25 protein-coding genes and 1 riboswitch are annotated in these 25,909 nt (G+C 49.4%); of the genes, 5 read left to right on the top strand and 20 right to left on the bottom strand.

Annotated elements, in window-relative coordinates; genetic code table 11:
• Window positions 1-586: 586 nt before the first annotated feature.
• Window positions 587-2,431 carry a TonB-dependent receptor domain-containing protein gene (locus C2M29_RS03265; RefSeq protein WP_105188371.1) on the bottom strand — a complete coding sequence of 615 codons (1,845 nt, stop codon included), beginning with the start codon at window positions 2,429-2,431 and terminating at the stop codon, window positions 587-589.
• A 41-nt stretch (window positions 2,432-2,472) separates the two neighbouring features.
• A riboswitch (cobalamin riboswitch) is annotated at window positions 2,473-2,628 on the bottom strand.
• Between the two features lie 81 nt (window positions 2,629-2,709).
• Window positions 2,710-3,192 carry a YajQ family cyclic di-GMP-binding protein gene (locus C2M29_RS03270; RefSeq protein ID WP_105188372.1) on the bottom strand — a complete coding sequence of 161 codons (483 nt, stop codon included), beginning with the start codon at window positions 3,190-3,192 and terminating at the stop codon, window positions 2,710-2,712.
• Between the two features lie 131 nt (window positions 3,193-3,323).
• Between C2M29_RS03270 and C2M29_RS03275 the strand changes: the two genes are divergently transcribed.
• On the top strand, window positions 3,324-3,677 hold the full coding sequence (locus C2M29_RS03275) for a VanZ family protein (RefSeq protein WP_105188373.1): 354 nt from the start codon (window positions 3,324-3,326) through the stop codon (window positions 3,675-3,677).
• On the top strand, window positions 3,656-4,573 hold the full coding sequence (locus C2M29_RS03280; RefSeq protein ID WP_105188374.1) for a ketopantoate reductase family protein: 918 nt from the start codon (window positions 3,656-3,658) through the stop codon (window positions 4,571-4,573). Before C2M29_RS03275 ends, C2M29_RS03280 begins: the two co-directional genes overlap by 22 nt.
• On the opposite strand, the gene thiI is transcribed toward C2M29_RS03280, so the two are convergent.
• Both thiI and C2M29_RS03290 read right to left on the bottom strand, forming a co-directional pair.
• Window positions 4,554-6,011, bottom strand: coding sequence for a tRNA uracil 4-sulfurtransferase ThiI (gene thiI, locus C2M29_RS03285; protein ID WP_105188375.1), 1,458 nt, complete (start codon window positions 6,009-6,011; stop codon window positions 4,554-4,556). The two genes, C2M29_RS03280 and thiI, sit on opposite strands and share 20 nt — an antisense overlap.
• A gap of 148 nt (window positions 6,012-6,159) precedes the next feature.
• Complete coding sequence (locus tag C2M29_RS03290) at window positions 6,160-6,801, bottom strand: TetR/AcrR family transcriptional regulator (RefSeq protein WP_105188625.1); 642 nt, start codon at window positions 6,799-6,801, stop codon at window positions 6,160-6,162.
• A gap of 150 nt (window positions 6,802-6,951) precedes the next feature.
• Between C2M29_RS03290 and coaD the strand changes: the two genes are divergently transcribed.
• Both coaD and C2M29_RS03300 read left to right on the top strand, forming a co-directional pair.
• Window positions 6,952-7,434, top strand: a complete 483-nt coding sequence (gene coaD, locus C2M29_RS03295) for a pantetheine-phosphate adenylyltransferase (protein WP_105188376.1) — start codon at window positions 6,952-6,954, stop codon at window positions 7,432-7,434.
• The gene (locus C2M29_RS03300; protein WP_105188377.1) at window positions 7,431-8,834 is read left to right on the top strand and encodes a capsule assembly Wzi family protein; all 1,404 of its coding nucleotides are present in this window, start codon (window positions 7,431-7,433) and stop codon (window positions 8,832-8,834) included. Before coaD ends, C2M29_RS03300 begins: the two co-directional genes overlap by 4 nt.
• Here C2M29_RS03300 and C2M29_RS16550 read toward each other — a convergent pair.
• From C2M29_RS16550 to argC, 10 genes are all read right to left on the bottom strand, one after another.
• Window positions 8,799-9,173 carry a hypothetical protein gene (locus C2M29_RS16550; protein WP_158684636.1) on the bottom strand — a complete coding sequence of 125 codons (375 nt, stop codon included), beginning with the start codon at window positions 9,171-9,173 and terminating at the stop codon, window positions 8,799-8,801. The genes C2M29_RS03300 and C2M29_RS16550 overlap by 36 nt on opposite strands.
• A 134-nt stretch (window positions 9,174-9,307) precedes the next feature.
• Window positions 9,308-9,811 (bottom strand): hypothetical protein, encoded by a 504-nt coding sequence (locus C2M29_RS03305; protein WP_158684637.1) that lies wholly within the window; start codon window positions 9,809-9,811, stop codon window positions 9,308-9,310.
• Window positions 9,812-10,061: 250 nt separating this feature from the next.
• Window positions 10,062-10,601 (bottom strand): hypothetical protein, encoded by a 540-nt coding sequence (locus C2M29_RS03310; protein ID WP_105188379.1) that lies wholly within the window; start codon window positions 10,599-10,601, stop codon window positions 10,062-10,064.
• A gap of 40 nt (window positions 10,602-10,641) precedes the next feature.
• The gene (locus C2M29_RS03315; RefSeq protein WP_105188380.1) at window positions 10,642-11,205 is read right to left on the bottom strand and encodes a hypothetical protein; all 564 of its coding nucleotides are present in this window, start codon (window positions 11,203-11,205) and stop codon (window positions 10,642-10,644) included.
• Window positions 11,206-11,225: 20 nt separating this feature from the next.
• On the bottom strand, window positions 11,226-11,429 hold the full coding sequence (locus tag C2M29_RS03320) for a hypothetical protein (protein ID WP_105188381.1): 204 nt from the start codon (window positions 11,427-11,429) through the stop codon (window positions 11,226-11,228).
• Between the two features lie 152 nt (window positions 11,430-11,581).
• Window positions 11,582-13,447 (bottom strand): argininosuccinate lyase, encoded by a 1,866-nt coding sequence (argH, locus tag C2M29_RS03325; protein ID WP_105188382.1) that lies wholly within the window; start codon window positions 13,445-13,447, stop codon window positions 11,582-11,584.
• 14 nt (window positions 13,448-13,461) lie between these two features.
• Window positions 13,462-14,661: an argininosuccinate synthase gene (locus tag C2M29_RS03330; protein ID WP_105188383.1), complete on the bottom strand. Its 1,200-nt coding sequence runs from the start codon at window positions 14,659-14,661 to the stop codon at window positions 13,462-13,464.
• A 9-nt stretch (window positions 14,662-14,670) separates the two neighbouring features.
• Complete coding sequence (locus tag C2M29_RS03335) at window positions 14,671-15,588, bottom strand: ornithine carbamoyltransferase (RefSeq protein WP_105188384.1); 918 nt, start codon at window positions 15,586-15,588, stop codon at window positions 14,671-14,673.
• A gap of 8 nt (window positions 15,589-15,596) precedes the next feature.
• Window positions 15,597-16,364: an acetylglutamate kinase gene (gene argB / locus C2M29_RS03340; RefSeq protein ID WP_105188385.1), complete on the bottom strand. Its 768-nt coding sequence runs from the start codon at window positions 16,362-16,364 to the stop codon at window positions 15,597-15,599.
• 10 nt (window positions 16,365-16,374) lie between these two features.
• The gene (gene argC, locus C2M29_RS03345) at window positions 16,375-17,382 is read right to left on the bottom strand and encodes an N-acetyl-gamma-glutamyl-phosphate reductase (protein ID WP_105188386.1); all 1,008 of its coding nucleotides are present in this window, start codon (window positions 17,380-17,382) and stop codon (window positions 16,375-16,377) included.
• A gap of 229 nt (window positions 17,383-17,611) precedes the next feature.
• Between argC and argE the strand changes: the two genes are divergently transcribed.
• Window positions 17,612-18,757: an acetylornithine deacetylase gene (gene argE, locus C2M29_RS03350; protein ID WP_105188387.1), complete on the top strand. Its 1,146-nt coding sequence runs from the start codon at window positions 17,612-17,614 to the stop codon at window positions 18,755-18,757.
• 77 nt (window positions 18,758-18,834) lie between these two features.
• On the opposite strand, the gene C2M29_RS03355 is transcribed toward argE, so the two are convergent.
• The 6 genes from C2M29_RS03355 to epd form a co-directional block, all read right to left on the bottom strand.
• Window positions 18,835-19,803 (bottom strand): PstS family phosphate ABC transporter substrate-binding protein, encoded by a 969-nt coding sequence (locus C2M29_RS03355; protein ID WP_105188388.1) that lies wholly within the window; start codon window positions 19,801-19,803, stop codon window positions 18,835-18,837.
• Window positions 19,804-19,891: 88 nt separating this feature from the next.
• Entirely contained in the window at window positions 19,892-21,223 is a 1,332-nt protein-coding gene (gene phoR, locus C2M29_RS03360) for a phosphate regulon sensor histidine kinase PhoR (RefSeq protein WP_105188389.1), read from the bottom strand.
• 72 nt (window positions 21,224-21,295) lie between these two features.
• Window positions 21,296-21,985, bottom strand: a complete 690-nt coding sequence (phoB, locus tag C2M29_RS03365; protein WP_105188390.1) for a phosphate regulon transcriptional regulator PhoB — start codon at window positions 21,983-21,985, stop codon at window positions 21,296-21,298.
• A gap of 437 nt (window positions 21,986-22,422) precedes the next feature.
• On the bottom strand, window positions 22,423-23,487 hold the full coding sequence (gene fba / locus C2M29_RS03370) for a class II fructose-bisphosphate aldolase (protein WP_105188391.1): 1,065 nt from the start codon (window positions 23,485-23,487) through the stop codon (window positions 22,423-22,425).
• 145 nt (window positions 23,488-23,632) lie between these two features.
• Window positions 23,633-24,811: a phosphoglycerate kinase gene (locus C2M29_RS03375; protein WP_105188392.1), complete on the bottom strand. Its 1,179-nt coding sequence runs from the start codon at window positions 24,809-24,811 to the stop codon at window positions 23,633-23,635.
• A 41-nt stretch (window positions 24,812-24,852) separates the two neighbouring features.
• A complete protein-coding gene (gene epd / locus C2M29_RS03380; RefSeq protein ID WP_105188393.1) occupies window positions 24,853-25,863 on the bottom strand; it encodes an erythrose-4-phosphate dehydrogenase in 1,011 nt (336 codons plus the stop codon).
• Window positions 25,864-25,909: the final 46 nt, after the last annotated feature.

The following is a 25,909-nucleotide window of genomic DNA, read 5'->3' on the forward strand; positions in this document are numbered from 1 at the left end:
TCTAACAGCGTATTAGTGCGAATTCACGGTTAAGGAAGTTATCCACAGCCTCCCCTTCCCACTAATAAAATTTTTATTCAATAATAGCAGCAAGTTATCAGGTGTTTTTCTCACAAGCAATCAAGAAAGAAGCCAACAAACGTGCCTTCACTTATTCGAACCTTGCTTGGCTCTCTATGTATTTTAGTTTCTCACTCAGTATCAGCGGCCAATCGAACACCTCCAAACTAACAGTTATCGATCTTCCCGTTTAGATTCGCGCTGTAGAAATCGGCTTTTGTTGTGGAGCGTGCTTGAGACAACGGAGCATGGATGCGAAGTTAGGTTTATCGAGGTAGGACACCTCGTTAAACCGTGTCGAAGCTAAGCGGAACGCTTAACAAAAAACCGAGTTCGCAAGCAATAGCGAATCACGGGTTCGCGGGGTTTCCAAAGGGGGAGTCGAATCACTCCCTCTTTGGTTGTTGTCGCCAACGCGACAAGATCTATCAGTTAAAGCAAATGTCGGCGGCTCGATAAAAGATATCGGTTAGAACCGTTGTCGGCGGCCCGACAAAAAAAGCCTCCTTTCGGAGGCCTTCATCAATTACAGCGATAAGCTCACCCCTGCATATACTTTGCGCTCGGCGCCGATATATTCAGAAGTAATGGCACCCGTGGTCCAGTCCGTGGCGGCAACATTGGTGACGTATTCCTTATCGGTCAGGGTTTCAATGGCAAAATCAAAACTGATATTGTCCACCAGCTGATAACGCGCATTCACATTAAGCAAGGTGTAGCTTGGCAGGTGAGTGCGGTAATAGCTTACGCGATCCGAGCGGTATTGCAGCTGTGCGCCCACATACCACTTATCAAATTCCTTACCCAGACCCCAGTTAAAGGTGCGCTTGGCGCGCAGTACCAGGTCTTCGCCGCTGTTGTCGTCCTGGGCATCCACATAGCTGAAGTTCAGCGTGTGATTAATGCCAAACCAGTCGGCGACCTCGGCGCTGACCTCAATGCCTTCAAAGCTGGCCTTGTTGACGTTTTCCGGACCATTGACGCCCCAGTCGATGAGGTTGTCGAAGGTGTTTTTATAAACCGCCACATCGTACTGGCCGCCAGCCAGATTTAAGCGCAGGCCGAGCTCGGCATTGGTCGACTCTTCCGGCTGCAGGTTAGGGTTGGCACCCCAAATTGAGCTGGCGTCGTTAAAGGTCGGCGCCTTAAAGCCGGTGCCGTAGCTGGCGCGTAAGGTTGCGATATCGGCGAAAGGGACGCCAAACGCCAGATTATAGGTCGACTCGCCGCCAAACTCGCTGTGATCGTCGTTACGTACCACGGCATTGGTGCTAAAGGCATCATGGCTATAGTAGGCACCCAGATACACGCCCTTGTTGCTTTGTGTTTCGTTGACAAAACCCGACTGTGGCTGGCCTTCAAGGGCGTAGGCATTGATGGAGTCGCCCACATCCTCATAGTAATAATCCAGACCCGAGCTGATGGTCAGGGCGTCACCTAACGCGATATTAAGCTGATAACCTAGCTCGTCGCGCTCGGTAATGTACTGATTGGCCTTGTAACCCGGGTATGGGTTTTTCAGGGTGTTGAAGTTGTCGTCCTTTACCAAGGCGGTTTTCAGAGTATGGGCATAACGGCCGTGTGCTTTTTGCCAGCCCAGTTGCAGGTGGTAGTTTTCAAACTTACTGAAATCGCTGCTGGTGCCGTCGTACTCGACTTCCGCGTCGCTGTATTGACCGACAAACTCCAGCTTACCTAAGGTATCAAAGTCATAGCTTAAGCGAGCGCCAATATTTTGGTTTTCATAACCGTCGCGGTCCGGGTCTTGTCCCGTGGTCACGTCATAACCATCGGTTTGTTCATAACCCAGGTTAATAGCGCCCTTAAAGGCGCCCTGAGTCAGGGCATAAGCTCCCTGAACATTCACATAGTTGTCGCTGCCGCTCGATACCGACAGGGATTGGCTGTCGCCATTGCGGGTGATGATGTTGATCACCCCGGCCAAGGCATCTGAGCCATACCAGGCAGCGCGGGCACCACGGATGATCTCCACCCGCTCAATACTGTTCAGTGGCAAGGTTTCTAAGGCCTTATAGCCAAGGCTGGCGGAGCCAACACGAACGCCGTCCACAACCACCAGCGAGTGACGGCTGGCGGCACCGCGAATAAATAAGCTACTGGTTTGCCCTTGGCCGCCGCTGCGGACAATGTCGATACCGGCATAATTAGAAAGCAGCGCCGGTAAGTCGCGCACGCCGGCATGCTCAATGTCTTCACGGGTGATCACATTGACGCTGGCCAGCACCTTATCAAGAGGCTGTTCAAATTTGTTGGCCGTGACCGTGATATGTTCGATTGGCTGTGACTGCGCCGCCACAGATGCAGAGAAAAGTGCCGCCAAAGACAACGCCACCTTGGTTTTGCTATACATGTAGATCCCTTAACCCGCGCCCACCGCACAGGATTATAGTTGGTTAGATAAGCGTTATGGCCGGTCTCCGGACTGATTGGCAAATACCAAAATCACCGTTGCGGGGGCAGCGTAGGATTCACACCTACTTCCCGATTATCCCTGAGCACATAACCAATGGGCGAGTTCTGCAAGGCACCATAACAAGGCGGCGTTATTGTGCGCAGTAAGGAGGGGAAAGTCAATGGACGTCTATACATCCATTGACGAAATGATTACAACCTTAGAATCGGGTTGTTTTAGTCGCGGAAGTTCTTAAACTGGAACGGCTGACCAAGATCGGCTTCGCGCACCACTTGCATGGCGGCTTGCAGGTCATCACGCTTTTTACCCGTCACTCGTACTTCTTCGCCTTGAATCGCGGCCTGTACCTTGATCTTGCTGTCTTTAATGGCTTTAACCAGCTTCTTGGCCACGTCTTTTTCAATACCCTGCTTCATGACCACCTTACGGGTCACGTATTTACCATGCAGGTCGGCTTTTTGGATCTCAAAGCTGTTTACGTCAAGACCACGCTTGGATGCTTTGCTGGCAAAAATATCGAATAATTGCATTACCTGCTGTTCGGCTTCAGCGGTCAGCTCGATTTGCTCGTTGTTAAGCTCAATTTTGGCGTCGACACCACGAAAGTCAAAGCGTGTTTCCAATTCGCGTTTGGCGTTTTCAACGGCATTTTTTGCTTCGCTCATCTCGATTTCAGAGACGATATCAAATGAAGGCATGGGGGCTCTCCTAAACTTAAATTTTTGTGATTATACCCTGAGATTTGCAATTTTGTGCATTGGTACACAGTGAATTCAGGTTTTAGTTTGTTATACTGCCTGCGTTTTCACCAGATTTTAAGGTAGTGATAGTGACGCGCCGTGTCTATAAGGGGTTGTTTTTAATTAGCCTAGTTGTTTTTACTATGCTGTTTGCCAAAGAAGTTAAAGGCGCAGCGGTAAACCTGTTTCCACACATAGATAAGGTCGCCCACTTTGGTATTTTCTTTATCCTTGCTTTTATTATGGATAAAGCCTTTAAAATTCCCTTTATCGTCCAGGTTATTCTGCTTAGCCTTTACGGCGCCGCCATCGAATGGATGCAAGGCATGCTGCCCCACCGTCAGGCTTCTGTCGCCGACTTTGTCGCCGATGCTTGTGGCGCCGCCAGCTACTTTGTTCTGCACTATATTTGGCAAACACGATGGCAAAAAAAGAACAGCTAACGCCGGTTTATATCTTAGGTCCGGGCGCCCTTGGCCTGGCCTTTGCCAAACTTTTTAGTGACCACCGCCCGGTCACCCTACTGACCAGGCCCCACCACCCACAACAGTATCAATACAGTTATCAGGCGCACAGCGAAGCCTTGCAGGTTCAGTCTTGCCCCCTTCCCTCAGGAGAACGGGTGCCACAACAAATAGGCGAACTCTGGCTTTTTACCAAGGCCCACCAGGTTGTTGAGGCGCTTACGCCGCTGCTGCCGGCACTTAACAAAGACGCCCAGATTATTATCAGCCATAACGGCATGAGCGATTTAAACGGGCTGAACCAGCTGTTGGGACCGCAGCAGGCGCTGTATTTTATGCTGACACAACAAGCGGCCTATAAACCGGCGGCGGATAAGGTGGTGCATGTAAGTCAGGGCCTAAGCACGCTCGGGGCCGCCAACAAGGTGGCACAGCAATGCCTGGCAAGGCAATTACCGCTGTGGCAACAACAAATACCGAATCTGGTGGGCAGCGACAATATCCACCGCGCCCGCTGGCAAAAGCTGCTGGTCAACCTAGCCATTAATCCGGTGGCTACCTGGCGACAGCAGCGCAATGGCGCCCTGCGTGCACCCGAGTATGCCAGCGACATTATGGCGCTGGTTCAAGAGGCCATAGGCGTGGCCAGGGCTCAGGGCCTAGATTTCTCTTTGGTGCAGGCGCTTAATATGGCGTACCGGGTAATGGCGCAGACCGCGGATAATCGCTGCTCTATGCTGCAAGACAAGCTACTGGGAAGGGAAACGGAAATTGATGCCATGTGCGGCTATGTGTATAAAACGGCGCAGCAATTAGGTTTGGCTGCGCCGGTTAATCAGCTATATTATCAGCGTATTAAGGGCGATACACCTTAACGGTTTTAAAGCCATTTTCATGCAGGATCAGCGCCTGCAACTGGCTCATCACGCCCTTGGCACAGTAAAGGTAATATTCCTTATCCTGAGGCAGGTCGCCAAACTTGGTGGCAAGGCGGAAAAACGGCAGGTGCACGACCTCGATGCCGTCCAGCTCAAGTGGATTGGCGTCTTCTTCCTCCGGCGAACGAATATCCACCACGACCGCACCCGACGGCAACTGCGAGACCGACTCTGCTTCTTTCACTTCTTCCCTGGCCTGGGTTTCTATGTCACGCACATCCATGATGGTGGCATTGGCCACGACCGTATCAAGTACCTCGAAGTCAAAGTTTTGCTCTTGTTTCTCAATCACATCGAGCTTGGCTTTAACCGTAGGCTTGCGCGAGATCACACCACAGTACTCGGGCATGGCCTCGGCCATTTCCGCGGTACCGATGGCACGGGCGATATCGATGATCTCCTGCTTATCGTGCTGAATAAGCGGACGCAGGATCAGGGTGTCGGTTACCCGGTCAATGACACTCAGGTTAGCCAGGGTTTGGCTTGAAACCTGACCTATGCTTTCTCCGGTTACCAGGGCTTGAACACCGAGTTTTTCGGCCACCTGACTGCCGGCACGCATCATCATGCGTTTGAGCACCACGCCCATCTGCGAGTCTTCGATATTTTCCAGAATTTCCGCTACCACGGGCTCGAAATCAACGGTGATAAACTTCACCTTGTGAGTGGAGCTAAAGCGCGACCAGATATAATGGCTGGCTTGCTTAACACCGATTTCATGAGCGGCGCCGCCGAGATTAAAGAACAAGAAATGAGTGCGGGCACCCTTGCGGATCATTTGATAGCTGGCCACACCTGAATCGAAACCGCCTGACATCAGCGACAGCACGTCTTCTTGGGTTGGCAACGGGAAGCCGCCCATGCCTTTGTGGGCGTGAGTTACTATGTAGGCGCGCTGGTCCTTGATTTCAATCTTTACCGTTACTTCCGGGCGACTCAGTTTTACCCGCGCCCCTTCAACGTGCTGGTTTAAGCCACCACCTACATAACGCTCCACATCGGTGGAGGTAAAGTCATGCTGACCCTGACGCTTACATCGCACACAAAAGGTTTTACCGGCGATTTGATCGGCAAGTAACAGCTGAGCCTGCTGGTAAATATCATCCAAAGTGGTAAATTCCACTTCGGTGACCTCGTTAAACAGCACGATACCGGGAATGCGACCCAGGGCGTCCGCCATCTCGGCACGCACCGCCTCATCAGCGCTCAGCGATTCAACCGTGAGGTTATCCCAGTTGTTGCGTACCTTTACCTGCTCATCAATGCGACGCATCATGATCTTGATGTTGTTTTCCAAAACCTTGGTAAAACGCTTGCGAACAGACTTACTCTTGATCGCAATCTCCGGGTGCAACTTAACAATAAACTTGATCATGACTTACTCGTAGCGGCTCAATAAAGGCCGACGGCTAACAGACACATGCCATTTTCCGCGACCATGGATTCAAAGCGCGCGATTATAACAAAACAGCGCGCTTACGGAAATAATAGCGAAGATGTTGCAACTACGCTGCTTTAAGCCACTAGAGGTTTTCCTGACGTAGCTGATAGGTTTGCTTTAATGCCGCTAATTGTTCGCGGCCGGCGTCGGTAGCGAAGGCGGAGAACAGGGTGATCACCTTAAGTAGCCCCTGATAGATATCAGCGCGATTAAGCTCGCCACTTTGGCGTCGGGCCTTGATGTATGGTGTCCAAAAGCTCACCGTCAGCTTAAGCATATGGGTGAGCTCCGCCGCATCTTCATCGGCAATGGCAATAATACCCTTGTTGTTTAACACCAGGACTATGTCTTTTACCTGCTCAAACAGTCTTTGTTGGAATTGAATGTAGTCGGCCTTTAATTCCGCATCGCGGGCGAGAATGTCGGTCATGTTGTCGTAGAAGAAGTGGAAATTCCACATCAGCTCGAACAAGGCATCAAAATAATGGGTTAACTGACTCAACACTTCAACATCGTCTTGCAGCGGCTTGAACTGAGTGTCCAGGTGCTGACGATAGAGCACAAAAATATGCCGCAAAATATCTTCTTTATTTTTAAAGTGATAGTAAAGGTTACCCGGGCTTATGCCCAAATGGGCGGCGATATGATTGGTGGTGATGGCGCGTTCGCCGTGGCGATTAAACAATTCAATGCTCGCCTGAATAATGCGTTCCTTAGTACTCATATTTACTTCTACCCAGCTTTTTATCGCTAGCAGTATAAACAATCTTGGCTTGGCTGAACAATGACTCCTTGATTGTCGCCAATTTGGGGCTGGCAACGAAGGCAAAGATTGTTAAAATGCGCTCAGCACCTTAGAAAAATGAGAACGATAATGAAGGTAACCGCACTATATCCTGGCACCTTTGATCCCTTAACCAATGGCCATCTGGATCTAATTGAGCGCGCGGCAAAAATGTTTGATCGTGTGATAGTGGCAATCGCCCACAACCCGAACAAAAAACCCTGCTTTAGCCTCGATGAACGGGTTGCCTTGGCACAAAAAATCGTTGCCCATTTGGACAATGTCAGTGTGATTGGCTTTAGCGGTTTGCTGGCCGATTTGGCCAAGACGCAAAAAGCGAATGTGCTGGTGCGTGGCATTCGCGCCGTGTCTGATTTCGAATACGAATTTCAGCTCGCCAATATGAATCGCAGGTTGAACCCCGACTTGGAAAGCGTGTTTCTTACCCCTGCGGAGGAAAATACCTTTATTTCCTCAACCCTAGTCAAGGAAGTCGCATTGCATGGCGGCAATGTATCAGAATTTGTTGCGCCCGAAGTGGCCGCAGCATTAAAGGAAAAACTATCAAAATGACCCTGTCTCGTTGTGCGCTAGCTCTTAGCGCCTCCTTGTGTGCCGCTCAGGCCCACGCAAGCCCTTGGATTGATCCCGACTCAGCACTGCTACGCAGCTCGATTGATATGTTGGTAAATCAAGGCGTTATTAACCGCCCCGTGAACACCTACCCGCTGATGTGGAAAGGCATTGCCGGTGATTTACAGGCAGTATCGGTGCAGGAGTTAACGCCGCAGGCGCGGTTTGCTTACTACCATGTACAACATGCATTGAAATATGCGCAGCAAGGCACGGTCTCCCGCGTACGCGTATTTACCAATTCCGAACCGCACACAATTCAAGGCTTTGGCCCACGCAACCAGGCCAAAAGTGGCATAGAAACAAGCGGCAGCCTGACCGGCAAAACCGCCAGTGCCAAGGTAAGCGTAAGCTACCGCGACGACAGCAATGACGGCGAATATATTAATTACGATGGCAGTTACGTCGCCGCGCTGTTAGGCAATTGGTCGCTCAGTGGCGAAAAAATTCACCACTGGTGGGGACCCGGTCAGGAAAATGCTCTGGCGCTGTCAAACAATGCCCAGGCCATGACCGGCGTGCGCCTAACTCGCCACGATACCAACTACTATGGCCCAAGCTGGCTTGCCTTTATCGGTGCTTGGAACTTCACAGCCATTGCCGCCAAGCAGCAAAGCCAGGTGAGTAAAATTGGCGAAGAAAAAGTCGAAGACGGCGATTTCTGGGGCTGGCGCTTCAGTGCGACCCCCATTCAAGGCCTTGAACTTGGCTTAAGCCAAACCAAGAGCGAATGGTTGCACTACCCCGACTCACTAAGCGGTATGGTGATAAACGCAGACGAACTGGCCGACGAGCAAAAGCTCAGCAGCCTGGATATTAAATACTCGACCCTTATCGGCACGGTGCCCGTGTCCATCTATGGCGAATATGCCGGCCACATTGAATCCGCCCTAATCGCCGAAGACGGCGCCTTTACCTTGGGTGCGCAAACCCACTATGGTACTGAGCAGGCGCTGCTCAGCGGTTATATCGAGTACACGGATACCAGCAGCGAGTGCGTATCGCACTTACCCGAGTACAACTGTAACTATGGCAACCTGGGTATCACACAAGGCTACCAGCATAGAGAGCAGAACCTAGGCCCGGCCATAGGCGCAGATGCCGAAGCTCTGACGCTTGGGGCCACCTATCATCGCATAGGCGGCTATGGTGCACACCTTAAGCTTGGTCGCATCGAAAAAGAGCAGATGGATACCGATATTTCTCGTCTTGAGATCGGCTATCAGCAGGGGATATTTGGCGCCTTAGTCAATATCACCGGGCATTTGTGGCGTGAGTCCAATGCTCTTGACTCGGATACCCACTCAGCCGTGAGCATGGCGCTGGAATACCGTTTTTAATAAACGGCCAGCGCGGCACAGGCCAAGGAAGTCCCGGTTAACCACCAGCACGATGATCATCAAGGCATCATTCAAATTGATGCCTATCGAATATAGACTCCATAGCCACCAAGGCTCCCTATTGCCCTGAATGACTATATCTAAATGCATCACTATGTGCAGCATGGCATTAAGCACCAACCCCACGGCACAGTAATAAAGCACAGGTATTTTTACCCGCCTCCCTTGAACGATAAACAAGGCAACTATGGTCAATAAGTCTGCGCTAGCCCAGAAGGGATATTTATAATAATCCACCTCAACAATAGAGGTGGCGAAGTAAGACAGGTTGATCGTCAAGCAAAGCCATAAGGGCGACCGCGCTCGATACTTAACCTCTGAGTAGCTCAAAGATTAAACAGCAGCGCCATCATAAAGCCCCAATTCACGAAGGTACTTAACAATTGCCCTAGCTCTGGGCCGGCAAAAAACATTTAATAGAGACCCTTATCTAATTTATTATCTCGCCCTACAAAGGCTTTTAACCAGCACCCAAACCGGCAAAGCCCTAAGAAGTCTCTATTAACAACCAGCACGATGATCATCAGAGCATCATTCAAATTAATGCCTACCGAATATAGACTCCAAAACCACCAAGGCTCATAGTTGCCTCTGATATATAAATCGATATAGAGCGAGAGATGCAGTAGTCCATTTATGGCTAAGCCGAACGTACAGTAATACAAGGCAATAATTCGATTACGATTTTTTTGAACTAAGTAGAGCGCACCAATGGTAACAAAATCAGCTAAAGCCCAGGGCAAATATTGAAAGGAACTTCTTTCTATAAATGACGTGCTAAAGTAGGAAAGGTTAATGATGACACATATCCACAAAGGGGAATTAGCGCGCTTTACAGACTCTGAGTAGCTTACCAGGTTAAAAAGCAGTGCCATCATAAAACCCCAGTTGATAAAGGCAGCGATCAGCTTACCCATTTCACCGGATTCATAAAATTGCACTAGAATATTGGGGTCCAGTAGCATTGGCTCAACTTTCCGTTGCCGTAGGTAAGACTTGCGAGGCTATTGGCACTTTTTCACCTAGTGAGAAGGGGTTATTAAACGGAATTCAAAAACACTCAGAATATAACACTATATTAACAGTACAGCTAGAAACCCAGGTATTCTCGAAGAAGTAAGCATCTCACTTTAGTCAATGGAAGCGTACAATTTCCACGGCTTTTTACTAACTATTCGGAGCGAATCCTAACCACTTCCCTCTAAAGCTCCTTGCAGCCCGGCACAATCCTAAAAAGTCCCTATTTATAATTAATGCAGTGATAATAATGGCATCAATCACATTGACGCTCAGGGGATAGAGGCTCCACAACCACCAATATTCTTCAGTCCCTGTAATATAGAGATCGTAATACACCCAAAGGTGAAGAAGGCAGTTAACGGTGAGACCAGCGATGCAATAGTAGAGTGCGGCTATTTTCTTTTTTCTTAATTGCACCAAATAAAGAAGTGATATGGTGGCCGCATCGGCAAGGGACCAGTATAGATACATGTAGCGGTTCCACTCTAGGTAATAGGTGCTTAAATAAGATAACACCAAGACCATACATAACCGCAAAGGAGACGAGTCGCGTTTTTCCGGGGCGGAATAACTCACTAAATTGAATAGCAGCGCCATCATCAGGCCCCAATTGATGAACACATTGAAAAGCCGAGCTATATCTTCAAAGCTGAAAAGTAAGAAGATTTCTTTTAATGAAAAAGCCACAGTAAGTATTTCTTACTTTTGAGTCTAGTCAGGAGGATTACTAACTCTGTTGTACCTGACAGGATTGGGTGAATTTATTGAGGAATGAAGACTTCTGAGTCGTAACTTGTCTTTTTACATAGCTTTTAATGGTAATTAAACCAAGAATATCTCTATCGACGATCAAAGCGACTATCATTAAAAAGTCAGATACATTTATTCCTATTGAATAGAATGACCAGAACCACCAACGTTCTTTGTTCCCTACTACAACAAGGTCATAGTGAAGAAGTAAAAACAAAGCAGAATTAAATGATAGGCCCAGTACTACATACAAGACACCTGGAGGCGCTTTGCTTTTACTCAAGAATATAACAGGAATGATAAGCATCAGAGTCACAACATCATAGTAAAACCATGTTATTACAACGTCTGCTGTTCGAAAAAAGTCATGAAAAGAATCACTGATGAAGTATGAAATAAACATGACGATGCTGACCCATACAAGCCTGAGATCCTTTTTTGCTTTAAGCCCTAAAAGCATCAGGTTGAAAAGCATCGCCATAAGGAAGCCCCAAACTACAAAGGCTCCCATAAAGATTGCTAGGCTTTTCTCATCTACCATCCTTCATCTCGCTGTCACTCTTAATTCTCTTTCTTATCTACAGGAATATCACCACCACCGCGCTGCAATTCTGCTTCACTTGCGGCTACCGCATCACTTGATAAAGTTACTGTATCAGATTGTAGCGTCTGAGTGCTAGTAGTTTGCACTGTAGGTTGTTGAGTTTGCTGCTGTAACTTGGTGTAAGCTTGTGCTTGAATTTGTGTGTTGGCATTAACTTGCATAGTTAATCTCCTTTATAAACTAAGTTAAATTTTTATTAACACCAGTGTCAAAATAACACACTTGGTGCCGCTGTCACACTACAAAGAAAAATCTTAGCGACTGATATAGTTAATGCAGAACGCGTGCCAAAGTTAGCAACGCGTTCTCAATTTTAAGCAATTAGCTTACAAGGTATCTCGCCTACGGAAGCATGTTGGAGGTAGAAATCCATGGCAACCTCGTCACAGTTCTCCTTGCGTAGGCAGAGTTCACAGTCTTTCATCACCTTTTCCGGTAAGCTGTCTTTACTGCTTTGCTCAAAGCCAAGTTTAGCAAAGAAATTGGGTACACGTGTTAATACGATCACTCTTTTCAGCGCCAATTTTTTGGCTTTGATGAGCAAATGGTCCACCAGCATACGTCCCTGCCCTTTAACACCGCATTCTGGGTTTACCCCGAGTGAGCGAATCTCCGCCAAACCGGTATCATAGATATACAGGGATGCACAGCCGGTGACCTTGCCATTTACCTCGGTGACCGCAAACTCATTTATCGAATGCACCATATCACTTTTAGCACGCGGCAAATTCTCGCCGACCTTGGCCCAATACTGAATTAACTCGCTGATGGCTTCAACATCATGTAAGTTGGCATCGCGTACCGTAATGCAGTGCTGTTGTTTGGCATGCTTAATGGCATGCGCAACCTGCTGTTGCGAGGTGCCGCCCAAAGCCTGACGAGCCTGTAGGCAGGCATCAAGCTCCAGTACCGGATACACATCCTCGTCAATGACACTGCTTACCGCCTGGAATTGTTCCAGCGTCAGTTGTTCCAGGCTTTTACCTTCACTGATGGCCACCTGAACCAATTGGCCGACGATATGGTGTCCTTCACGGAAAGGGATCCCTTTAGCAACCAGGTAGTCGGCCAGCTCGGTGGCATTGGCATGACCGCCTTGCGCCGCCGCTCTGGTTTTATCGCCGTTAACCTTAATACCCTTGATGCAGGATTGTGCCATATGCAGACAAGCCAACCAGGTTGGTAGCGCATCGAACAAGCCTTCCTTATCCTCTTGCATATCCTTGTTATAGGCCAAGGGCAAAGACTTAAGCGTCATCATCATGGCACTCATGGCGCCAAAAACCCGTCCGGTTTTACCACGGATCAGCTCCAGGGCATCTGGGTTTTTCTTTTGCGGCATCAAGGACGAACCGGACGTGACGTTATCCGCCAGCTCAACAAAACCCGCTTCGCCGGAGTTATAGAAGATCAGATCTTCGGCAAAACGCGACAGGTGCAGCATGGAAATCGACGCCGTGCTTAATAGCTCAACCACAAAATCTCTGTCCGACACCGCGTCCAAGCTGTTGCGGGTTGCCTGAGCAAAGCCCAGGTCCTGAGCCAGCAGCTCACGGTCAATGGCATAGGCGGTCCCGGCCAGGGCACCGCTGCCCAAAGGACATTGATCCATGCGCTTAACGGCATCTTGTAGGCGACCTGCATCACGCTCTAGCATTTCCACATAGGCCATACACCAGTGACTAAAGAGCACTGGCTGAGCCCGTTGCAAATGCGTATAGCCAGGCAAAACCGTACCAAACTCCCGCTCTGCCAGGGCAAGTAGCGACTGCTTGGTAGCAATAAGGGCCTCGGCAATGGTGCTCGCGGTTTGCTTACACCACAGACGGAAGTCCGTGGCCACCTGATCGTTTCGACTGCGCCCGGTGTGCAACTTCTTACCCAGGTCGCCTACCTTATTTATCAGCGCCGCCTCAACATGCGAGTGAATATCTTCTTCGCCACTGAGGGCAACACTGCCTGGGTTTGCCTGAACCTCTTCAAGTAACTCATACAATGCCGCCACCAAACGCTGATGTTCGTCATCGGTTAACACGTCAACGCGATTTAACGCTCCCGCCCATGCCACAGAGCCAATAATGTCTTGCTCAGCCATCACATAGTCAAACGGCAAAGAGTCGTTAAACTGTTTAAATGCTTCATCTGGACCCGATGAAAACCGTCCGCCCCAAAGTGCCATTGCCTTCTCCTACCTTACTTCTTCAACGCCGATATTCTGCTTGATAACGAGAACAAGCGAATAAAGCCTTCGGCGTGTGATTGGTCGTACACATCATCGGCGCCAAAGGTGGCGAAATCTTCGCTGTACAGGCTGTTTGGAGATTTCTTCTGCACAGCTACAACCTGACCCTTATACATTTTCAACACCACTTCACCACTGGCAAACTCGGCAAATGCTTCGGCCGCCGCCAGGATGCTGTCTTTCAATGGCGTAAACCAACGACCGTCATAGACCAGATGCGCAAACTCGCCGCCCAGGGTTTCTTTCCACTTGCGGCTGGCCTTATCCAGAACCAATTCGTCAATGGCCTGCAATGCCGCCATCATCACCGTGCCTCCCGGAGTTTCATAACAACCGCGCGACTTCATGCCTACCAAACGGTTTTCGACGATATCGACACGGCCAACACCGTGAGGCGCCGCCAGTTCATTCAGTTTCACCAGACACTGATACGGGCTGAGTTGCTCGCCATTTACTGCAACTATCTCACCTTTTTCTACGCTGATGCTGACCATTTCCGGCTGATCTGGTGCCTGCTCTGGTGAATTTGTCCAGGTCCACACCTGATCGCTTGGCTGACACCAAGGGTCTTCCAACTCGCCGCCTTCATGGGAAATATGCCAGGCATTAGCGTCACGGCTGTAGATCTTAGTCGCCGACGCGGCACAGGGAATATTGCGCTCGGCCAGGTAATCAAGCAGGGATTCACGGCTGGAAAGATCCCACTCACGCCAAGGGGCGATCACTTTAAGATCCGGCGCCAGAGCGGCAAAACAGGACTCGAAACGCACCTGATCATTACCCTTACCGGTACAACCGTGCGACAAGGCATCGGCGCCAACCTTACGGGCTACTTCAACCTGGGCCTTGGCAATAATAGGACGAGCCATCGAGGTACCAAGCAGATAGGTGCCTTCATAAATAGAGCCGGTTTTCAGCGTCGGATAGATATAATCGGCAACCATTTCTTCTTTAAGGTCAACGATGTGACATTCTGATGCGCCCGAGGCAATGGCTTTTTCTTCCACGCCCGCCAGCTCTTCAGCGCCCTGGCCCACATCGGCCACAAAGGCCACCACTTCACAGCCGTAGTTTTCTTTTAACCAAGGCACAATCGCCGAGGTATCCAAACCACCCGAGTAGGCCAATACAACTTTTTTAATAGTGCTCATCTCAAGTCCTTAAAAATTTGGGTTTAATAATGTAACTAACAGGGCGTTTTGTGCATGCATACGGTTTTCCGCCTGTTGAATAATCTTAGAATAGTCGCTGTCCATCACATCCGAGGTAATTTCAAACTCGCGATGAGCGGGCTGACAATGTAAAACTGTTTGTGCGCCAGTCATATCTAGCAGCTGTTTGTTAAGCTGATATGGCATATATTTTTCTTTTACCTGTTCAAGCGGCGTGTTATCGCCCATAGAAACCCAGGTATCGGCATACAGGGCGTTAGCTCCTACCGCCGCTTCAACTCGGTCGCTGACTAGGATAGAAGCGCCCTTGCTGGCGGCGATTTGCTCCGCCTGCTTCACAATTTGCGCATCCGGGCTACTGCCTTTGGGGCATACGGCCACAAAGTCGGTGCCCAAGGTGGCCGCCAACAGCATCAGTGAATGGGTAACATTGTTTCCTTCACCTAGGTAAGCCAGCTTAAGTTGACTCACATCGCCATACACTTCCTGCAGCGTTAAAAAGTCGGCTAATGCCTGACAGGGGTGGTAAAGGTCACATAGAGAATTCACCACTGGCTTGGAAGAAAACTCACTGAGCTCTTCCAGCGTTTTGTGCTGATTAACCCGAGCAACGATGGCATCGGCCCAGGTGCTGATATTCAGGGCAAAGTCTTTCACCGACTCACGTGAGCCCATGGCACCGTTTTGCTGGTCAAGGTAAACCGCATGGCCGCCAAGCTTGTTAATGCCGATATCAAAACTCAGCCGCGTGCGCAGACTCTGCTTTTCAAATAAGGTCACAACCGACTTGCCGGCCAATGCCTGAGCATAATCCTGCGGCTGCGCCTTCATTTTTTGTGCTAAGGATAAAAGCGTTAAAATCTTTTTTTCATCCAGCTCTAGGCCGGTAATAAAGTCTTGTTTCATGGTGTTATCTACATAGTGATCTGAGTGCCAACATGCTCCCCTTGGAGCAATGCAATAAGGTTTTCTGGCTTTTGCCAGCTGGAGATGTACACACCCCGTCGTAAATGCTGGGCAGCAAGAAGGCTGGTCTTTACTTTGACCTCCATCCCGCCCGAGATAACTCCTTGTGCAATCAAGTCATCGATTTGTGCTTTGTTCAGCTGATGCAGGGCACAGCCTTGTTGGTCCAGCACCGCCTCTACATCCGTCATAAAAATAAGCTCGGCGCCAAGTAACTTGGCGATGGCCGCCGCCGCTTCATCGGCATTGACGTTGTACCATTTCCCTTGCTCATCAAAACCGATGGAACTCACCAGGGCTAAACGCCCAGCATCAATAAGCATTGGTAAGATAGAGTCTGCACTGGGCACACATTCGCCGACCTGACCCAGAGCCTTAAGCTTTTGCTCGGCATTAATGCCCGCCTCAAACAGGCTTAAGCCTACCGGCTGCAGTTTGTTTTTTAGGGCCACGCCCAATAGTTGCTTATTGGCACACCCGGCCAGAGCACCGACGATATAAGGCATTTGCTCCGCCGGACTAATGCGTAAGCCCTGATGTTTTGCGGTGGCAAAACCGGCGTCATGTAACCAGCGATCCACAAGGGCACCGCCGCCATGGACAACCACGAAATTAGCCTGCTGCGAGCCCAGAGCCACAAAAAGCGCATCGAGCGCCGCGGGATTATTCAATACCGCTCCACCGAGTTTGATTACCCAAGTTTTCTTAGTAGTCATCATGTGTTCCTCATACCAAACCGGTGTTAATGGCCAGACCCGCATTCAGGTTCATGCACTGCAATGCTTGACCCGAAGCGCCTTTAAGTAGGTTGTCGATGGCGACGCTGACAATCAGCTGCTGCCCTTTAACATGCCAACCGATGTCGACATAGGGTTGATTTTCAATGCCTTTAATGGAGGCCACCTGATTGGCGCCCAATAGGCGAATTAGGGGCTCGTCGGCCAGTACCTGATAGGCACCGCTGACATCATCCAGCGTTACATCGGCATTGAGGGTGGCGTAAATGGTGGCCAAAATGCCGCGCTTAAAATTACCCAGGTGCGGTGTAAACAGTACGGGATGCTGCAAATACTGCTCGATTTCAGGAGTATGACGATGGTTAAACAAGCCGTAAGGAGCCAAAGAGACTTCGCAAAAATGGGTGCCGATATTGGCCTTGCGCCCTGCACCGGTTACCCCGGATACCGCATTGATGATCACCTGCTGCTCAGCGGCCAACAAACCGGCCTGTTGCAACGGCTTCAGAGCATTTAAACTGGCGGTCGGGTAGCAACCGGCCACGGCCACTAGCTGCGCGGTTTTCAGCGCTTCGCTGTGCCATTCCGCCAAACCATAAACGGCCTGCGCTAATAGTTCGGGATGTTGGTGGGTAAAACCATAGAATTCTTCATATAAATCGGCATCGGCAAGGCGAAAGCCGCCGGATAGATCAAAAACCTTCAGGCCCTTGGCAAGAAACTGGGGAGCCAGATCTACACTGACTTTGTGATCCGTACACAGGCACACCACATCGGCCTGCGCCGCAATGGTGGCAATGGCCGATTCGTCCATGCCCTGCAACGGCAGGTCCACTATGCCTTTGTGCTCTGGATACAAGACACTAAGGGGTTTATTAAGATCCGCACTGCCGGCAGAAACATAACAGCCGACAAGTTCAAAGTGAGGATGTGTTGCGACTAATTTGGCTAGCTCTGCACCGCTGTAGCCACTCGCGCCAATAATTACAATATTCATTAATTACACTCAAAAATCAGAAAGTAAGTAACGGGCGAGATGCCCGACGAAAAAAAGCGAGTACACACAAGGGAGTTTGTGTGTACTCGAACTATCGTCGTGACGCTATGCTAAAGAGGTATTGAACCATTTACCTAACCAATATTTATGCTGAAAATGTGAATTGATATTCACTATAAAGACATTTATATTATTATGCAATAGATATGAATAAATATTTGGAATTTATATGTCGAACCCAGATTTTCTTACGCGCTACCAGCAACTTATTGCCGCTCCCTCGATCAGCTCGCTCGATCCGGCCCTAAGTCAAAGTAACCGCGGTGTTATTGAGTTGCTGGCAACCTGGTGCGAATCCTTGGGTTTTCACAGTGAGGTCATCGAGCTGCAAAGCGCCCCCGGCAAATACAATTTACTGGCCAAACGCGGCAGCGGTGCAGGTGGCCTGATGCTCGCCGGGCACACGGATACCGTGCCCTTTGACGAAGGTCGCTGGCAGCGCGACCCTTTTACACTCATGGCCGAAGACAACAAGCTATATGGTTTGGGCAGTATTGATATGAAAGGATTTTTTGCTTTTGTGCTCAATGCCATTGCCGAGCTTGATAGCAGTAAACAACAGCGTCCATTATTACTGCTGGCCACCGCCGATGAAGAAACCACCATGGCCGGAGCTCAGGAAGTGGCTCGCTATCCAGATCTAAAACCCGAGCGCTGTATTATTGGCGAGCCTACCGACATGGTGCCCGTGTTTACCCACAAAGGGCATATGACTTCGGCCATTCGCATCATAGGAAAAAGCGGTCATAGCTCAGATCCGGAGCGCGGTATTAATGCCATTGAAGTAATGCATCTGGTGATTCAAAAGCTGCTGAAATTAAAAGAGGAACTAAAGAATAAATATTCAGTTCCTGATTTTGCAATTCCCTACCCGACACTGAACCTGGGTCATATCCATGGCGGCGACAATGCCAATCGTATTTGCGGCTGTTGTGAGCTGCAACTCGATATGCGCCCGCTGCCCGGCCTGAGCATCGCCGAGCTGCAAGCCATGTTGCTTGATGCCACCAAGGACATCAACGCACGTTATCCGGGCTCTGTGGAAGTGTGGGATATGCACGAGCCGATCCCGGCCTTTGCCGGCAGCAAAGACAGCGCCCTGGTCAAATTGGCGGAAAAGCTCTCACAGCAAGCGGCCGTGGCCGTTAATTACTGCACCGAGGCACCCTTTATTCAACAGTTAGGATGCGAAACCATAGTGATGGGGCCGGGCTCCATCGAGCAGGCACACCAGCCCAATGAGTATCTGGCCATGGAACGCATTGCCCCTTCACAAAAGATCATTAAAGAGCTTATCTATCAAAGCTGCTGGTAAGCCAAACCCTAAAACACAGGCATAAAAAAAGCCCCTCAGTGAGGGGCTTTGCTATCTAATCAACAAGATTCAAAGGATTACATCAAACCTAGCTTTTTAAGCTCGCTTTCAACCATCTTGTTAGAAAGTGGTACATAGCCGTCTTTCTCAACAATCTTTTGACCGGTTTGTGACAGCACCATCTTGATAAACTCTGCTTCGATAGGCGCAAGCGGTTTATTTGGGTGCTTGTTCACGTAAACGTATAGGAAACGTGATAGTGGGTACTTACCAGTTGCAACGTTTTCTAACGTTGCATCTACGAACTTATCGCCTTTCTTCGCTAGAGGTACGGTACGAACACCCGATGTTTTATAACCGATGCCCGAGTAACCAATGGCGTTTACTGATGACGAGATTGACTGTACTACAGAAGCCGAACCAGGTTGCTCGTTTACGTTGTTACGGAAGTCACCTTTACAAAGTGCTTTCTTCTTGAAGTAACCGTAAGTACCTGATACCGAGTTACGACCGTAAAGCTGGATGTCTTTAGCAGCCCAATCGCCTTCAAGACCCACTTCACCCCAACGATTCACTTCCTCTGACGCACCGCATTTACGAGTAGATGAGAAAATAGCATCTACCTGGTCAATACGAAGACCTTCGATTGGGTTGTCTTTGTGTACGAATACAGCCAGGGCATCAATCGCTACACGGATTTCAGTAGGCTTATAGCCGTGACGCTTTTCGAATGCTTCGATTTCTTTCGACTTCATCTTGCGGCTCATAGGGCCAAAGTTTGCCGTACCTTCGGTCAATGCCGGTGGCGCAGTAGATGAACCAGCCGCTTGGATCTGGATATTTACGTTAGGGTAAATACGCTTATATTCTTCGGCCCAGAAGGTCATCATGTTGGCTAAGGTATCAGAACCTACTGATGAAAAGTTACCAGAGATGCCGCTTGTTTTTTCATACTCTGCGATAGCTTCATCTGTGGCCATCGCCTGACCTGCAGTTAGGGCACTAACAGCAACGCCCATTGCAGCAACTAAGTTTTTAAATTTCATTGGGTTCTCCAATTTGTGTGTCCCATGTTTCAACTGCGACCATTGTGCAGCGATAAAATGACAGTTAGATTACTCGAAAATGACACTTTTATGACTTTACGGAAGGTGTTGAATTTGGCTTATTGGTCACTATCCAGCTCGGTGCAAATGCAAACCAAAAACACGAGCCTACGCCCACTGTGCTCTCTATATGCAACTGCGAATCATGACGTGACAGCACGTGCTTGGTAATGGCCAAACCCAGCCCCGAACCACCTGTTTTTCGGCTACGGGCCTTATCAACACGATAAAAACGCTCGGTTAAACGATTAAGGTGTTCGGGCGCTATGCCTTCACCGTTATCGCTGACGCTAAAGTGGGCACAACCATCCTTGCGCTGCCAGCGCACGGTGATCTTCCCGCCCTCGGGGGTATAATGCACGGCGTTAAAAACCAGATTAGAAAAGGCACTGCGTAATTCATCGGCGGCGCCGAGAATATCGAGATCCGACTCAACGTCAAAGACCAGGGTATGGCCCTTCTCTTGATTGAGCGACTGTGCCTCGGTGTGAATTAACTCCAACATGTGTGGTACATGCACTGGCTTATCGTTGTCGTGTTTACGCGCCCCTTCGATGCGCGATAACGACAACAACTGATTGACGAGCGAGTCCATGCGCTGACACTGTTCGATCATGGTGCCATGGGCCTTATTCCACATCGACGGCGGCGGCATATTGTCACCATCCATCATTTCCAGGTAGCCGGTTACCACGGTCAGCGGTGTGCGCAGTTCATGAGACACATTGGCGACAAAGTCTTTACGCATCTGCTCAAGCTGTTTTAAACGGGTAATATCACGCACCACCATCATGATCTGCGACTGAGCATAAGGCATCACCCGAAATTCCAATACCTGTTCGCCATTGTGGGCTATATCGAGCTCGAGGGCTTCTTCATACTCCCCCCCGGCCATATAACGGCTAAATTTAGGATGGCGGATCAGGTTGTCGATGCGCTGGCCATGATCTGTAGGCCATTGCAGTCCTAATAATCTTAATGCCAATTGGTTACACCAGACGATACTAAAATCACGCTGTAGCACGATGACCGCATCGGGCACCGCCTCGGCGCCTTCTCGAAAACGACGAATTAAATCGGCCAGTTCGTTGCGCTTCTTGCGGTTGCGCTGTTGCAGGTGGTATATCCCCTCGAAGACTTGCTCCCAGGCCCCCTCTCCTTCGGGCGGGTTAAAACTGCGCTGGTTTATTAACCAATCGCTAAGACGATAAAGTTGACGATAATGCCATAACAACAAGGTAAAGGCGCCGAGGAAAAGAAGCAAAAAAGGCGCGCCTACAAGCACGCCTATCAGCACCAATGGTAAGAAATACATAAACAAACGCTTGGTTAAGGTTCGTTTATTAACTACTCGATACATACAATATCTCTGCTCTATGCCCGGCTAGCCGAGCATAAACCTACTCATCCGTGAAAAGTAATTGATGACAGGCTAAACCTTACTAGAAAAACGGTACCCAGCGCCACGCACTGTCTGTACCAGACGATCATGGCCCATGGGTGAGATCGCTTTACGTAAACGACGAATATGCACATCCACCGTTCTGTCTTCCACATATACGTTCGTCCCCCAAACATGATCAAGCAGTTGCTCGCGACTGTATACACGCTCTGGGTGAGTCATAAAGAAGTGCAATAAACGGAACTCGGTTGGTCCCATATCCAATTCGCTGCCCTGCGAGGTGACACGGTGTGAAATAGGATCCAGGCGTAAGCCATGTACCTCAATGGCCTCTTCCAATGACGTTGGAGCGACACGGCGGATAACGGCTTTAATACGCGCCATCAGTTCTTTCGGAGAAAACGGCTTAGTCACATAATCATCGGCACCCACTTCGAGACCACGCACCTTGTCTTCTTCCTCGCCACGGGCGGTCAGCATGATGATGGGGATCTGACGAGTGTGCTCACTTTGCTTAAACTTTTTGGCAATTTGAATACCACTGCCACCAGGAAGCATCCAATCAAGTAGCACCATATCAGGGTAAGGCTCAACCATGGCCGCTATCGCAGAGTCGTAATCTTCAGCTTCGATAGCCTGAAAACCATTCTGTTCTAATACAAACACCAGCATTTCGCGGATTGGTGCCTCATCATCAACAACAAGAACTTTACGTGACATTCCATTTATCTCTAATCAGTTTCATTGGACTGATGTCATTATTATGACTTTTTGTGACAGTTTTATGAAAGACTACACCCTTAATGATGATCTCGCAAAAATCCTTTTGATCCGCAGGGATCAGCGTTTTACTAAGTATTGTTGCCAGGATCAGATTTGTACTAAGCAAGGTATGAGGGATCAATATTTTACTAATTGATCCCGCCTGGGATCAGTTTTATACCTAGTGCTCACTGCTAGCCCTTGGATAAGATGCTGATAATTGTTTACTTCTTAATCAGCGCATCAAGCCTGAGCGCGGCAATGGGTATTATATTGATCCGAAAACAAGCTCGGGTTGATAAAAACCTGATCCCAAGGATCCTTCCTTGATAAAACCTTGATCCAAAAAAGCCCCGTTTAACACGAGGCTTTTTTATCGGACTAAGTCACTAAAATTACTTAACTTTAGGATTTAGCTCACCGCTTAGATAGCGCATGTGCATGTCATCTAGCGAGATAGGCTTGATCTTGCTCGCCTGACCGGCCGTACCGAATGCCTCATAACGCGCCACACAGATCTCAGTCATGGCTTTCGTTGCTTCGGCAAGGAACTTACGCGGATCAAAGTTCGATGGGTTTTGCGCCAGATGACGACGAACCGCACCGGTTGAAGCTAAACGTAGATCGGTGTCAATGTTCACCTTACGAACACCGTGCTTGATACCTTCAACGATCTGCTCTACCGGCACACCGTAAGTTTCAGGGATCTCACCGCCAAACTCGTTGATCACCGCTAACCACTCCTGTGGAACCGATGACGAACCGTGCATTACCAGGTGCGTATCAGGAATACGGCTGTGGATTTCTTTGATGCGGTCAATCGCAAGAATATCGCCCGTTGGTGGACGAGTAAACTTGTAGGCACCGTGCGAAGTACCACAGGCGATTGCCAGCGCATCAACACCGGTTTTAGCAACGAAGTCTGCCGCTTCTTCCGGGTCGGTTAGCAGTTGGTCGTGGCTTAGTTTACCTACCGCGCCAATACCGTCTTCTTCACCCGCTTCACCGGTTTCCAGTGAACCTAGAACACCTAGCTCACCCTCAACAGATACACCACAAGCGTGGGCCATTTCTACGGTGCGACGAGTTACGTCTACATTGTATTCATAAGATGAAGGCGTTTTACCATCGTCAAGCAATGAGCCATCCATCATTACCGATGAGAAGCCAAGCTGGATAGAACGCTGACATACCGCCGGTGAAGTACCGTGGTCTTGGTGCATTACTACCGGGATGTGTGGCCACTCTTCGATTGCCGCCAAAATCATATGGCGAATAAAAGGGGCACCCGCGTATTTACGTGCGCCGGCTGAACCTTGCACAATAACCGGGCTGTTTGTTTTGTCGGCCGCTTCCATGATGGCACGCATTTGCTCTTGGTTATTTACATTGAAGGCAGGTACGCCGTAACCAAATTCCGCCGCATGGTCGAGAAGTTGACGCATACTGATCAAAGCCATTTCGCTTATCTCCAATTTTTGATAGCACCAGACTATCGGGTTTTTTGAACGGGATGATGCTTGGTTTTACCAAGGGTTTTACCAAGCGGAGCCCTAGGCTCCAAACACAAGGCCGGCTATAGTGAGAGGCCGGCCTTAGAGTATCTTATTGTTTTGCTCGCTCTTCTAGCATAGCAACCGCAGGTAGTTTTTTCCCTTCTAGGAACTCCAAGAAGGCACCACCACCGGTAGAGATGTATGAGATCTTATCAGCCACATGATATTTATCAATGGCTGCTAGGGTGTCACCACCACCGGCAATTGAGAATGCATCCGACTCGGCAATCGCTTTGGCAATGCTCTGCGTACCATTACCGAATTGATCAAACTCGAATACGCCAACCGGGCCATTCCAGACGATGGTACCGGCTTTGGCAATGATATCGCCAAGCTCTTTAGCCGTGTCCGGGCCGATATCGAAGATCATGTCTTCATCGGTCACTTCCTGCACGTCTTTAAGCTGTGCTACTGCCGATTCCGAGAACTCGTTACCAACCACCACATCAACAGGAACCGGAATATCACCGCCGTTAGCACGGGCTTTCTCGGTAAGCTTTTGCGCTTCACCAATCAAGTCCTGCTCATACAATGATTTACCCACTGGGTGACCGGCCGCTGCGATAAAGGTATTGGCAATACCGCCACCGGTAACCAATTGGTCAACCACGTTCGATAGCGAGTCAAGCACGGTCAGCTTGGTTGATACCTTAGAGCCACCAACGATGGCAACCAAAGGACGTCGTGGGTTATCAAGGGCCTTACCTAGCGCGTCTAGTTCCGCAGCAAGCAAAGGGCCGGCACAGGCTACAGGAGCATGCATACCCACACCGTGGGTTGAAGCCTGAGCGCGGTGTGCGGTGCCGAATGCGTCCATTACGTACACGTCACATAAAGCGGCTAATTGCTTCGCCAGCGCTTCGTCGTTGGCTTTTTCACCCTTGTTGAAACGCACGTTTTCGAATACCACAACTTCGTTGTCAGCAACTTCTACGCCGTTTAGATAATCTTTCGCTAAACGTACATTTTGCGCCAGCTTGTCGTTCAGGTAATCAACAACCGGAGCCAGAGAGAATGCATCATCATATTGGCCTTCGGTAGGACGGCCCAGGTGCGACATGATCATCACCTTAGCGCCTTTGTCTAACGCCAATTGAATGGTCGGCAAGGCAGCACGCAAGCGCGCGTCAGAACTTACCTTACCATCTTTAATAGGCACGTTTAGATCTTCACGGATCAATACGCGTTTGCCTGCTAAATCCAAATCCGCCATCTTAATGACCGACATTCTCATCTCCTTAGTTATACGTTTTATACAAAGTTAGATGCTTATTTTTGCATCCACGCAGCCGAGGTATCGAGCATTCGATGAGCGAACCCCCACTCGTTGTCACACCATACTAATAGTTTTATCAAACGTTTATGACTAACCCGTGTCTGTGTACCGTCGATGATGCAAGAATGTGCATCATGGTTAAAATCGACCGACACCAGAGGTTCTTCGGTATAGTCTAAAATGCCTGCTAAGCGCCCGTGTACCGCCTTGGCAATGGCTTGATTGACATCACTGAGCGAGACATCGCTGTTGACGGTCACACTCAAATCCATTGCGGTTACATTTATGGTCGGCACGCGCACCGCAATAGCCTCAAAGCGGCCATGAAATTTAGGTAAAATGCGTTCGATGCCACGCGCTAATTTAGTATCCACCGGAATTATAGACTGACTTGCGGCACGGGTGCGGCGTAAATCATCATGGTAGGCATCGATTACCTGCTGATCATGCATTGAGGCATGAATAGTAGTAATGGCTCCGGACTCGATACCGAACGCATCATCAAGCACCTGAATCACTGGCACAATACAGTTGGTGGTGCAAGAACCGTTGGAAACTATGGTCTGCTCGGCGTTTAATTCGTGATCGTTAATGCCATACACTATGGTGGCGTCGACATCGGCATCGGCGGGTTGAGAAAATAACACCTTTTTGGCACCAGCATGCAAATGCTTTTGTGCGTCAAGACGGGAGTGATAGACCCCGGTGCACTCAAGCACGATATCCACCTCGTGCTGCTGCCAAGGCAAGGCACTGGCGTCTTCTTCGCAATATAAAGCTATGCTGTCACCATCGACGATCAAGGCCTGCTCGCCGAGCTCCACGGGAAAGGCAAAACGCCCATGGGCCGTGTCGTATTTGAGTAAATGAGCAATGCCTTCTGGCTTAGCTAACTCATTGATCGCAACAATTTCAAATTCGCTGCGGCGTCCGCTCTCGTATAAAGCTCGTAAAATATTGCGACCGATGCGGCCAAAGCCATTAATTGCCAGCTTAATTGCCATAACTACAGACTACCGCCTTGAAAAGTTGCCCAAATGCAGGTCTTAA

This window comes from Pseudoalteromonas sp. T1lg48 (assembly GCF_002964785.1).
In the GTDB taxonomy this organism is placed as follows: domain Bacteria; phylum Pseudomonadota; class Gammaproteobacteria; order Enterobacterales; family Alteromonadaceae; genus Pseudoalteromonas.